This is a genomic window from Bacillus sp. FG16, assembly GCF_057809515.1.
The window spans coordinates 1-12,150 of record NZ_JBMDKC010000006.1 but is presented as its reverse complement, the minus strand read 5'-3'; the positions used below and the strand labels follow the sequence as shown (position 1 = coordinate 12,150).

11 protein-coding genes are annotated in these 12,150 nt (G+C 32.4%); 9 read left to right on the top strand and 2 right to left on the bottom strand.

Annotated elements, in window-relative coordinates:
- Positions 1-23: 23 nt before the first annotated feature.
- Positions 24-1,055 (top strand): oxidoreductase, encoded by a 1,032-nt coding sequence (locus ACODS7_RS03860; protein ID WP_016080680.1) that lies wholly within the window; start codon positions 24-26, stop codon positions 1,053-1,055.
- 56 nt (positions 1,056-1,111) lie between these two features.
- Here ACODS7_RS03860 and ACODS7_RS03855 read toward each other — a convergent pair whose 3' ends face one another.
- Positions 1,112-1,555, bottom strand: coding sequence for a VOC family protein (locus ACODS7_RS03855; protein WP_016080681.1), 444 nt, complete (start codon positions 1,553-1,555; stop codon positions 1,112-1,114).
- Between the two features lie 59 nt (positions 1,556-1,614).
- Between ACODS7_RS03855 and ACODS7_RS03850 the strand changes: the two genes are divergently transcribed.
- Entirely contained in the window at positions 1,615-2,583 is a 969-nt protein-coding gene (locus ACODS7_RS03850; RefSeq protein ID WP_243168274.1) for a helix-turn-helix transcriptional regulator, read from the top strand.
- Positions 2,584-2,674: 91 nt separating this feature from the next.
- On the opposite strand, the gene ACODS7_RS03845 is transcribed toward ACODS7_RS03850, so the two are convergent.
- On the bottom strand, positions 2,675-3,277 hold the full coding sequence (locus tag ACODS7_RS03845; RefSeq protein ID WP_003309799.1) for a TetR/AcrR family transcriptional regulator: 603 nt from the start codon (positions 3,275-3,277) through the stop codon (positions 2,675-2,677).
- Between the two features lie 155 nt (positions 3,278-3,432).
- On the opposite strand from ACODS7_RS03845, the gene ACODS7_RS03840 reads away from it, so the two are divergent.
- The 7 genes from ACODS7_RS03840 (at position 3,433) to ACODS7_RS03810 (ending at position 12,069) form a co-directional block, all read left to right on the top strand.
- The gene (locus ACODS7_RS03840) at positions 3,433-4,326 is read left to right on the top strand and encodes an ABC transporter ATP-binding protein (protein ID WP_029443026.1); all 894 of its coding nucleotides are present in this window, start codon (positions 3,433-3,435) and stop codon (positions 4,324-4,326) included.
- On the top strand, positions 4,319-5,125 hold the full coding sequence (locus ACODS7_RS03835) for an ABC transporter permease subunit (RefSeq protein ID WP_016080684.1): 807 nt from the start codon (positions 4,319-4,321) through the stop codon (positions 5,123-5,125). The genes ACODS7_RS03840 and ACODS7_RS03835 overlap by 8 nt, the downstream gene beginning before the upstream one ends.
- 202 nt (positions 5,126-5,327) lie before the next feature.
- Positions 5,328-5,861: a sigma-70 family RNA polymerase sigma factor gene (locus tag ACODS7_RS03830; RefSeq protein ID WP_029443025.1), complete on the top strand. Its 534-nt coding sequence runs from the start codon at positions 5,328-5,330 to the stop codon at positions 5,859-5,861.
- Between the two features lie 12 nt (positions 5,862-5,873).
- Complete coding sequence (locus ACODS7_RS03825; RefSeq protein ID WP_029443024.1) at positions 5,874-6,872, top strand: hypothetical protein; 999 nt, start codon at positions 5,874-5,876, stop codon at positions 6,870-6,872.
- 17 nt (positions 6,873-6,889) lie between these two features.
- On the top strand, positions 6,890-7,927 hold the full coding sequence (locus ACODS7_RS03820) for an LCP family protein (RefSeq protein ID WP_029443023.1): 1,038 nt from the start codon (positions 6,890-6,892) through the stop codon (positions 7,925-7,927).
- 347 nt (positions 7,928-8,274) lie between these two features.
- The gene (locus ACODS7_RS03815; protein WP_243168276.1) at positions 8,275-9,987 is read left to right on the top strand and encodes a peptide ABC transporter substrate-binding protein; all 1,713 of its coding nucleotides are present in this window, start codon (positions 8,275-8,277) and stop codon (positions 9,985-9,987) included.
- A 375-nt stretch (positions 9,988-10,362) separates the two neighbouring features.
- The gene (locus tag ACODS7_RS03810; RefSeq protein ID WP_000728442.1) at positions 10,363-12,069 is read left to right on the top strand and encodes a peptide ABC transporter substrate-binding protein; all 1,707 of its coding nucleotides are present in this window, start codon (positions 10,363-10,365) and stop codon (positions 12,067-12,069) included.
- The last annotated feature ends 81 nt before the right edge of the window (positions 12,070-12,150 follow it).

Here is a 12,150-nt window from a genome sequence, read left to right as displayed (position 1 = left end):
AGCGGGACAAATGGAGGGACAACATGAAAAAAATAGGTGTAGGGATTGTAGGATTTGGTTTTTCTAGTACGACATTTCATATCCCACTATTACAAACGATAGAAGAATATGATATTCGTGCTGTATTATCCTCAAAAGAAGAGGTAGTAAAAGAAACATTACCAAACGCTAATGTTGTGAGTACAATTGATGAATTGGTGAAGCGAGCTGATGTTGACTTAGTTGTTATTACATCACCTAATACAACTCATTTTCCATATGTAAAAGAAGCAATTTTAAACGGTAAGCATGTTGTTGTAGAAAAACCATTTGTTGTTTCAATTGAAGAAGGAGAAGAGCTTATTTCATTAGCAGAGCAGCATAATGTAATGTTAAGCGTATATCATAATCGTCGTTTTGATAATGATTTCTTAACAATTAAGAAATTGTTAGAAGAAAACAGAGTAGGGAATGTATACGCATATGAATCGAATTTTGATCGTTTCCGTCCACATGTGCGTGATCGATGGAGAGAAAAAAATCTACCAGGTTCCGGTATATTATACGATTTAGGATCGCATTTAATTGACCAAGCGTTATCAATATTCGGGAAACCAGATGCGATAAGTGCAGATGTAATAAAACAACGACCAGGTGCAGAGGTGGATGATTATTTCCACATAGTACTTCATTACGGAGTTAAACGTGTCATTTTACGTAGTAGTAGTTATGTGAAAAAAGCTGGACCGCATTTTATAGTGCATGGAGAGAAAGGTTCTATCGTGAAGTGCGGTATGGATTCGCAGGAAGAGCAATTAAAAAATGGAATGAAGCCAGGTGATAACGGTTATGGAGTAGACGATGAAGAGAATTTTGCTACTTTAGAAACAGAAGAAAGCTTAGAGCGTATTCCAACAGAAGTCGGTTGTTATGACAATTATTATAAAGGTGTACGAGATAGTATATTAAATGGTGAGAAACTGCCTGTAACAGCACAAGAAGGTTTAGATGTTATTAAACTGATTCAATTAGCGATTGAAAGCAGTGAAAAGGGTAGAGTCATTTCTATAAAATAAAAAAGACACGAAATTCGTGTCTTTTTTATTAGGAATATGTGAATATGATTAATTATTTAGTTTAGTCGTTTATCATACATTAATTGGATTTGTATGCCATAAGGATCTTCAATAATACCATATGCTTCACTAAATATATTTTTTTCTAGCGGAGAGATTATTTTCACATGCTCATCGGAAATTAAATTATTATAAAACCTTTGTATCTCTTCTAAATTAGCGCTTTGAATGCAAAGTGACATGTTATTTCCAACGTTATAACGTTCATTATGCTTCATTGTATCTTCTGCTATCATTAGCTTTGTATTCCCAATTTGTAAAACAGAGTGAGCAATATGATCTTTATTTTCACTTGTAATTTTAAAAGAACTACCTCTTTTCACCAGTTCTTCATACGTAACAATCATTAACTTTTTGGCTTCTAGATTACGTGTATAAAAGTTAATCGCCTCCTTTGCTTGCCCATTCATTGAAAGAAAAATAGCTATTTCTAATGTCATAAATATATAACTCCTTTATTAGTTGATAATTATAATATAGATTAAAAGGGTTTCAATACATGACACCTTTTTGGGAGGGAAATATGAAAAAAACTGAACGAATAAATGATATGCTTATTTTCTTAAATAATAAAAGATATTTTAATTTAAAAGATTTAATGGCTAGATATGATATTTCTAAAAGTACCGCTTTGCGAGATATTCAATCATTGGAAGAAATAGGTGTACCTATATATTCTGAATTAGGTAGAAATGGAAGTTATAAAATTATAGGAAATAGTGTTTTATCGCCAATTTATTTTAGTGTGGATGAAATGTATGCGTTATACTTTTCAATTCTTACGCTAAATGGATACAAGACAAAACCATTTAATGTAGAAAGTATTGCGCTTGAAAATAAATTTAAACATGTATTACCTGATAATGTGAGTAAAAATATTTCAATTATGGAACGAACGCTTTCCTTTGAAGTAACAAATCATAGTAATTTTAGTCCGTTCTTAAAAGAAATTTTACAGGGGATTTTTGCTGAGCGAGTTTATCATTTAACATATTTAAAAAAAGGTGAGGAGAAAGCATTGGTTGCCCAATTTATTCGAGTAGAATCTAAATTGGGCCAGTGGTATGCTAAAATCTTTAATTTTGATACAAATAATGTTCAAATAATTAGATGTGATAAAATTCTTTCTATTGTGGAAACGAGCAATATTAATCCAAAAAATCTTGAAGAATTACTAAGTTATCTTACTACTTTTCACAGAAAGCCTGATGCAATTGATTTTAGTGTCATTGTTAATCAAAAAGGAAAAGACATTTTTGATAAAGAGAATTATCCTTCCATGAAGATGCAAAAGGAAAATGAAAATTACATTATAACAGGCTATTTTAACAAGCAAGAATTTGATTTTATTTCAAGTTATGTTATGAATTTCGGTGAAACGATTATTTCAATTCAGCCTGTTATGCTAAAAGAGTTAATCTATAGTAAGGTGTTATCTATAAAGCAGCATTTAACTTCTTTAAGATAAAGTTAGTTTTAGTCATTTTTGATATGAACAAGCCCTTACGATTTAAATATCCAAAGGGCTTTTTGGTGATTCTATTTGTTCTTTAGAAAAATTATTTTTCTGGGACGGAGAGTCCATAAAAGAACATCGTAACGATATCTTGTATATGTTTTTCACGATCTCCTTCAAGAAGTTGTGCTCCAAATTCATCACCTAATTTTGTAAACATTTGAATGTAAAGTAACATCATTTCTTTAGTAAGGTGTGGATTAATTTCATTTTTGCGCTGAGCTCGTTCTAATATTTCTAAATACCAGGGCAGGATTTTTTCATTTTGATAACTATAAATAAACTTACGGAGTTCTTCGTCCCTTTGCATCATTTGTAATAACATATCAGGTTGAAATAACCCGCCAGTATTCATTTTTCTTACAATCATTTTTTGCATCATATCATGAAAAGGTAATTTTTCTTCTGCAAGCTCTTTATAATATTGAAATTCAGATATGATAAATTCTTGTATAAGCTCCCTAAATAAAGCATCTTTACTTCCGAAATGATTATAAATTGTAACTTGAGAAACGTTTGCTTCTTTTGCGATATGTTCTATTTTCACTTCATTAAATCCACGTTCTGAAAATAATACGAATGCTGCTTCTTTAATGGCACGCTTTTTCTTTTCTTTTACTCTTTCAAAGCCGTTCAATGCAATCACCTCACTTAAAATATACAAGAAAAAATAATGGAAAACAATAATTTTGAAATATGGACTAATAAATATTTCAAAAAGTTGTTGCGAATATGAAAGATGAGGAGTACAATAATTTTGAAATATCACATATTAAATATTTCAAAAAATGAGGTGGAATTATGATTTCAGTTCAAGATGTCACAAAACAGTTTTCGAATGGAAAAGGTTTGTTTCATATTACATTTGATGTAAAAAAGGGAGAAGTATTTGGTTATTTAGGACCGAATGGTGCCGGGAAATCAACGACGATTCGTAATTTAATGGGATTTATAAAACCGACAGCTGGTAAAGCGACAATTTTTGGATTAGATTGTTGGAATGAAGCAGCGAAAATTCAAAGAGAAGTTGGTTATTTACCGGGTGAAATTTCTTTTATTGAAGGAATGAACGGATTAGAGTTTTTAAAATTAATGCAAGGAATGCGTGGATTAAAGGATACGAAAAGACGAGATGAACTGATAGAGCGTCTGCAATTTGATGTGAAAACACCGATTCGCAAAATGTCTAAAGGAATGAAGCAAAAAGTAGGGATAGTCGCTGCATTTATGCACGATCCAGAGGTGTTAATTTTAGATGAACCAACATCTGGACTTGATCCACTTATGCAGCAAGTGTTTATAGATTTAATATTAGAGGAAAAGCAAAGAGGAAAAACAATCCTGATGTCATCACATATTTTTACTGAAATTGAGAGAACTTGTGACAGAGTAGCTATTATTAAAGATGGTCGACTCGTAACGGTTGAAAATATTCACGATTTACAAAGTATGAGAAGACAGGTGATAGATGTAACAGTATCATCACAAGAAGAGATTGAGTCCCTTACAAAGTGTAATTTGCAATTTGAAGCGGTAAAAGGCAGAGAGGCATCTATCATTGTACAAGGAAACTATCAAACTGTTTTACAAACACTTTCAAACTATAATGTAACGGCACTTCAAACGAGAGCGATGGATTTAGAACATTTATTTATGCATTATTACGATAAGAAAGAAGGGATAACGCATGAATAAGCAATTGTTTTTAGCTAGTTTGAAAGAAACACAAAAAAGTATTTTGAGTTATGCGTCTGGTGCGGCTTTATATTTGTGGTTATTAATTTGGATATTCCCGTCAATGGTATCAGCGAAAGGGCTAAATGAATTAATAGCTGCCATGCCTGATAGTGTGAAAAAAATCGTTGGTATGGAAAGTCCGATTCAAAACGTAATGGATTTTTTAGCTGGTGAATACTATAGTCTATTGTTTATTATCATTTTAACAATTTTTTGCGTAACAGTTGCGACACATTTAATTGCTCGTCATGTAGATAAAGGAGCAATGGCATACTTGCTAGCAACACCTGTATCTAGAGTGCAAATTGCTATTACACAAGCTACTGTTCTCATATTAGGACTTCTGATTATTGTATCTGTTACGTATGTAGCTGGGTTAGTAGGTGCAGAATGGTTTTTACAAGATAATAACTTAAATAAAGAATTATTTTTGAAGATAAATGTAGTCGGAGGGCTCATATTTTTAGTCGTTAGTGCGTATTCATTTTTCTTTTCTTGTATATGTAATGACGAAAGAAAAGCACTAAGTTATTCAGCGAGTTTAACTATCTTATTTTTCGTATTGGATATGGTAGGTAAATTAAGTGATAAGTTAGAGTGGATGAGAAGTCTATCATTATTCACGCTGTTTCGCCCGAAAGAAATCGCTGAAGGAACGTATAATATATGGCCGGTAAGTATAGGGTTAACTGCTGGAGCGCTTTGTATTTTCTTAGTAGCGATTGTAGTATTTAGGAAGAGGGATTTACCGTTATAAAGTAGAAAGTCCACTAGAAAGTGGGCTTTTTTTATTTGTAAATTTAAACTAGTATGTTTATCACATAACACTTATAAAGGATATTTATCTTTTTAATTAAAAAAATATTCAAAAAAATGAACCTTTTTCTAGGTTCATACGTCTAATACATGTAAAGTTAAATTGGAAGTGATGAAGTGAGGATGAAACAGGAGGAGCAATTGTGAAAGTAATCCCTTTATATAAAATGATTATAAAAGAAGAAACGGATGTTTCTTTAGCGAAAAAAGGTGATCATGAAGCCTTTATAGCGCTTATACATACAGAAAAAGTGAAGATGTATCGAATAGCAAAGGCGATGTTACGTAATGAGACAAATATAGAGGATGCGATACAGACAACAATTTTAAAGGCCTATGAAAATATAAAAAAATTAAAAAAAGAAGAATTTTTTCAAACTTGGTTAATTCGAATACTAATAAATGAGTGTAACAATATTATTAGAGCGTATAAAAATGTAATTGTGACAGAAGAGAATGATTACAATATGAGTGCGTGTGATCAGTATGAAGATATAGATTTGTGTAATGCGATTCAATCGTTACATGAAGAATTAAGAGCTGTTACGGTGCTTTATTATTATGAAGATATGAATCAAGAGAGTATAGCAAAGCTTTTAGAAGTACCAAAAGGAACAGTGAAATCCAGATTGTCACGCGCAAGGGAACAACTACAAAAACGATTAAAGATGGAATAGGGGGTGTAAAGGGTGGATAATGAAAAATTATTTGATGAGAAATTAAAAAAGAGAATAAAAGATGAAAATGTTATAGTACCTCCAGAGTTAAATGAAAAGATTAATGGCACACTACATAATCTTCAGGTAAAAAAGAAGAGTTACAAAATTCATATGATGATAATTAGTGCAGCGGTTTGTATACTTTCAGTGGTATCTATGTCTGAGTTTTCTATCCAAAGTTTTGCGCAAAACGGTGGAGTATTTGAATATGTAAAGAAAAAAGCGTTTTCTGATTATGAAAATGAAGAAGAAATAAAATCGAATGTACATTATCCAGATAAAGAAAAGATTCATCAAAAGATGCTAGATTCTATTGATTATTTTAAAAATATTTCAGGACAATTTGAGGAATATTCTAGCTCATCAAGAGTTGCTACAACATATAAGTATGCGATTGATACGGAAAAACAAAGAGGTATCTCTTCGAAAGAAGATAAACTAGCGAAAAAACGAACAATTATATATAACGAGGGCAAGAAAAAAGAGTTTGATGATGAGAAGTATACCTATAAAGAGACAAAATGGAACCCGAAAGAAAGAAACAATGAACTATTAAAATTAAATCCTACGGAAAGGTTATTGAAAAAATCAGGTGAAAAAAGGCGATATGATGATGAATATGTAGGACTAGCTAAGTATAGTATTCAATCAGAATTCACAGATTTGTTAATTCGATATAAAGATTGGAATTATAAAGAAACGAAATATCTTGGATTAGATTGTTACAAAATTGAAGGAGTCATCAACATAGAGATGCCTGTTAGCACCTCTGAAAATTTAAGAGGGAAATTCGAAATGGTTGTGGAGAAAAATACAGGGATTATATTGAAATTTCTTAGTTTTCAAGAAGGCTTGATTCAATATTCACTTACGACTGAATGGATACAAATAGATAAAGGATTGAAAGAAAGTGTGTTTCAAAAGGATAGCGCTAAATATGAAAAAATGAAAAACATATTGGATGAATAGAAACAGGAGGAGAGTAAATGAGGAATCATTCATCTTTAAGAGAAGAGAAAAATAAGCAAAAATATAAAAAGAAAACGATAATAAGTTTACTACTAGCGGTATTACTATTTGGTGGAATTGGCTATGGAACCTATGTGTATATGAAAACTTCTAGTCTCGTACAAAAATCTAATTTGAATTTAGCACGAGGTGAAAAATCCAATTTACGTGAGAAATCTGTAAAGCCAATTGCAAATCATGTTTCACTTTTAATTATGGGAATTGATGAAAATCAAGAACGACAAAAGGAGTATAATGGTGCATTTCATACAGATGCGTTATTGTTAGCCACCTTTAATAAAGATGATAAAACAGTGAAATTAACGAGCATACCGCGTGATACATATACATATGTTCCAGTTCAAAAGAAAAAAGATAAAATAACCCATGCATATGGAAGTGGTTTCGTTCAAAATGGTAAAGATGGAGGACCGCAAGCTTCTGTGGAAGCGGTAGAAAAATTGTTACAGGTGCCTGTTGATTATTTTGTGAAATTTAATTTTGGTTCCTTTACTAAAATTGTTGATGGGTTAGATGGTATTGAGGTAGATGTCCCAGTCGAATTTACGGAGCAAAATAGTAAAGATGAACCTGATGCGATCCATTTGAGAAAAGGATTACAAAAATTAAATGGGGAAGAAGCACTTGCACTAGCAAGAACGCGTCATATTGATAGTGATGCAATGAGAGGTCAGCGCCAACAGCTTGTTATCGAAGCGATGTTAAGTAAATTAAAAAGTATAGGTTCGATTACGAAACTAGAAAAAATGGTTGAGGCGGTTGACGGCGATTTTAAAACAAACTTAGTAATGGATGATATTTTATCTTTTTATAAATACGGTTTAAACGGTTCAGTTGAAAAAATACAATTAGCTGGTGATGATTTATATTTACCTAATGGCCCAAACGGGCAACGTGTATATTATTATAATCCTAATAAAAAAGATCTACAGAGTTTGAGTAATACTCTTAGAACACATCTAGGATTAAGTGAAAAGCAGATTGAGGAGAATTGAAGCAGGCGAAATGTCTGCTTTTTTATTTTTGTAGAAAAGAGGTTTGTTATGATATACATTATTTATTAACAATAATTTACAAGTGTTTTGTAGCGGAGGGATATAAAGACTATTAAATCAATACATAGAATTCAATGAGATATAGTGTTTCGAAAGATTATGGAATTTTTATGAATATTACTGTAAAAAAATAATTTTTTAAAAATTTTCAATAATAACACTTTACAAAACTCAAAAAATTAGTAGAATAATAGTTAATAAGAATCTTCTGATAAATATATAAAGAAAAACAGAATTATCAGAAAATTCTTAAATGAGAGCGTTAAGAATTAGGGAGGGTACAGAAAGTGAAAAAGAAAAAAATGAAAAAACTAACAGCGGTTGTAGTACCAGTTTTAGCAATGAGTATGGCATTAACAGCATGTTCTACATCAGGTGGAGATAAGAAGACAAGCACGAATTCTAGCTCTGGTGGAGATAGCAAATCAGAAGGGAAATTAGCAGCAAAACAAGTACTAAATCGTACTGAAACAAATGAGATTCCAACAATGGATACTTCTAAAAATACAGATACATTAGGTTCTCAAATTTTAGGGAACACAATGGAAGGTTTATATCGATTAGATAAAGATAACAAACCAATCCCAGCTGCTGCAGAATCAAGCACGAAGAGTGAGGATGGTAAAAAATATACATTTAAACTACGTAAAGATGCAAAATGGTCAAATGGTGATCCTGTAACAGCGAAAGATTTCGCATATGCATGGCAACGTCTATTAGATCCAAAAACAGCTGCTGAGTATGCATTTATCGCATTCCCAATTAAAAATGCAGAAGCGGTGAATAAAGGTGAAAAACCTGTAACAGAACTAGGAGTAAAGGCAGTAGATGATACTACTTTAGAAGTTGAATTAGAACAAGCAGTACCATACTTCTTAAACTTAGTAGCATTCCCATCGTACTATCCATTAAATGAGAAGTTCGTGAAGGAAAAAGGAGATAAATACGGTTTAGAGTCTGATACAACAGTATATAACGGACCGTTCGTTCTTACTGATTGGAAGCATGAGCAAGGTTGGAAATTAAAGAAAAACGACCAATATTGGGATAAAAAGACTGTAAAACTAGATGAAATTAACTATAGTGTAGTAAAAGAAGTAGCTACAAGAGTAAATTTATATGATACAAATGCAATTGATTTTGCGCTTCTATCAGGTGAATTCGTTGATAAGTATAGAAATAATAAAGAAGAGTTTGGCACATATTCACAAGTAAGCACATACTTCTTACGTCTGAACCAAAAACGTGGCGGACAAGATACACCATTAAAGAGCCAAAAATTACGTGAAGCAATCGCGCTTTCTATCGATAAGAAAAATCTATCAAATGTAATTTTAAATGATGGATCTAAACCTGCGGACTTCTTAGTACCAAAAGGATTAGCAAGTGGTCCAGACGGTAAAGATTTCCAAGAAACATTTAAAAATGGTATTAAGCCAGATGCGAAAAAAGCAGCAGCTGCATGGAATGAAGCGAAAAAAGAACTTGGAAAAGACCAAGTTACAATTGAGCTATTAAACTATGATACTGGTAATGCGAAAAAAGTTGGAGAATATGTAAAAGACCAAATCGAGAAAAACTTAAAAGGTGTAACAGTTAATATTAAACTTCAGCCATTCAAACAAAAGCTAAAATTAGAAACAGAGCAAGATTATGATTTATCATTTGCTGGTTGGGGACCTGACTACGCTGACCCAATGACATTCTTAGATATGTTCCAGTCTAATCATTCTCATAACCAAATGAGCTTCGCTGATTCAAAGTATGATGATATGATCAAAAAAGCTGGCGGAGAATTAATGGGTGACGCGAAGAAACGTTGGGAAGAGCTAGGAAAAGCTGAGAAATTACTTCTTGAGCAAGATGTAGCGCTTGTACCTTTATACCAACGTGGTGATGCATATGTTCAAAAACCAAATGCAAAAGGCATCGTTCACCATAACATCAGTCCAGAGTATAGCTTCAAGTGGGCATATATGACTGAAAAAGATGGAAAATAATTTTTAAACAGTAATGTTATCTTTAAGTAGATGTATACAAGTTTATTAGCTTATTTTGTAGTGAGAATCTCGTTGGCCACAATAGAAAGATAAATGATAGAGCATTCCAAAAGTAGACTATTTACTTTTGGAATGCTCTTTTTATTATGAGATTACATGCAAATAAAACGATAGATATAATGAAGAATTTGTATAGTGATAATTGTAAAAAGAATACTTGTTACTATCACAAAAAAATTTTTAGAATATTTTAAAAATAACTTTACAAAACTTGAAAAAATAGTAGAATATTAATTAATAAGAATTTTCTGATAACTAGTTATTAGAAAGTCTATCAAAGATGGTTTCGTACATATAATTGGGGAGGGTACAAAAATGAAGAAAAAGATGAAAAAGTTCACGGCGGTTGTAGCGCCAGTTTTAGCAATGAGTATGGCGTTGACAGCGTGTTCTGGATCTGGTGGGGAGAAGAAATCAACTACGACGTCTAGTGGTGGTGGGGAAGAGAAAAAAGCTGAAATTAAATACGCAGCGAAACAAGTATTAAATCGTACAGAAAATCAAGAAATTCCGACGATGGATGTTTCAAAATCTACTGATACATTAGGTTCTCAAATTTTAGGGAACACAATGGAAGGATTATATCGTCTTGATAAAGATAATAAGCCAATCCCAGCTGTGGCAGAATCTAGTACGAAAAGCGAGGATGGCAAAAAATATACATTTAAACTACGTAAAGATGCAAAATGGTCTAACGGTGATCCTGTAACAGCGAAAGATTTCGTATACGGATGGCAGCGCTTACTTGATAAAAATACAGCGGCAGAATATGCGTTTATCGCTTTCTATATTAAAAATGCAGAAGCAATTAATAAAGGTGAAAAACCTCTAACAGATTTAGGAGCAAAAGCGGTAGATGATTATACACTAGAAGTAGAATTAGAAAAGCCAGTACCGTATTTCTTGAATTTAATGGCATTCCCATCGTACTATCCTTTAAATGAAAAGTTCGTAAAAGAAAAAGGGGATAAGTTCGGTTTAGAAGCAGATACAACGTTGTATAATGGACCGTTCGTTATGGCGTCATGGAAACATGAACAAGGATGGCAGTTAAAGAAAAATGATCAGTATTGGGATAAAAAGACTGTGAAATTAGAAGAAATTAACTATAGTGTAGTAAAAGAAGTTGCGACGAAAGTAAACTTATATGATACAGGATCAATTGATTTTACACTATTATCAGGAGAATTCGTTGATAAATATAAATCGAACAAAGAGGAGTACGGTGAGTATTCAGAAGCAAGTACATTCTTCTTACGTTTAAATCAAAAGCGTAACGGACAAGATACACCGTTAAAGAGCAAAAAACTACGTGAAGCAATTGCGTTATCAATTGATAAAAAAGGCTTAGCGAACGTTATTTTAAATAACGGTTCAAAAGCAACAGATCAATTAGTACCAAAAGGGCTTGCGACAGGGCCTGACGGTAAAGATTACCAAGATACATTTAAAAATGGTCTAAAATATGATCCGAAAAAAGGTGCAGCAGCTTGGGAAGCGGCGAAAAAAGAACTTGGAAAAGATCAAGTGACAATTGAACTACTAAGCTATGATGATGGAACTGCGAAAAAAATTGCTGACTATTTTAAAGATCAAATTGAGAAAAACTTAAAAGGTGTAACGGTTAACACGAAAATTCAGCCGTTCAAACAAAAACTGAAATTAGAGTCAGCGCAAGATTATGAAGTTTCATTTGCAGGTTGGAGCCCGGATTATTCGGATCCAATGACGTTTATTGATATGTTTGAATCGAAGAGCCCGTATAACCAAATGAGTTATTCGAATCCAAAATACGATGAAATGGTAGCGAAAGCAGGTAATGAATTATTGTCTGATCCGAAGAAGCGTTGGGAAACGTTAGGAAAAGCAGAGAAATTGTTCCTTGAAGAAGATGCAGGATTAATTCCTTTATATCAAACAGGTAGAGCGTATGTAATGAAACCGAATGTTAAAGGAATTGTGAAACATAACATCAGTCCAGAATATAGCTTTAAGTGGGCTTATGTAACGGAAGGGAAATAATAAAAAAGAGCGTTTTAAAGGTATAAATGAACTGCACCCCAATTGTTAGACACAGTCTAACAATTGGAGGTGCAGTTTTTC

What these genes read in the sequence shown, in the direction of transcription:
- ACODS7_RS03860 (WP_016080680.1), top strand. Translation starts at nt 24, where the DNA reads ATGAAAAAAATAGGTGTAGGGATTGTAGGATTTGGTTTTTCTAGTACG.
- ACODS7_RS03855 (WP_016080681.1), bottom strand. Translation starts at nt 1,555, where the DNA reads ATGACATTAGAAATAGCTATTTTTCTTTCAATGAATGGGCAAGCAAAG.
- ACODS7_RS03850 (WP_243168274.1), top strand. Translation starts at nt 1,615, where the DNA reads ATGACACCTTTTTGGGAGGGAAATATGAAAAAAACTGAACGAATAAAT.
- ACODS7_RS03840 (WP_029443026.1), top strand. Translation starts at nt 3,433, where the DNA reads ATGATTTCAGTTCAAGATGTCACAAAACAGTTTTCGAATGGAAAAGGT.
- ACODS7_RS03835 (WP_016080684.1), top strand. Translation starts at nt 4,319, where the DNA reads ATGAATAAGCAATTGTTTTTAGCTAGTTTGAAAGAAACACAAAAAAGT.
- ACODS7_RS03820 (WP_029443023.1), top strand. Translation starts at nt 6,890, where the DNA reads ATGAGGAATCATTCATCTTTAAGAGAAGAGAAAAATAAGCAAAAATAT.
- ACODS7_RS03810 (WP_000728442.1), top strand. Translation starts at nt 10,363, where the DNA reads ATGAAGAAAAAGATGAAAAAGTTCACGGCGGTTGTAGCGCCAGTTTTA.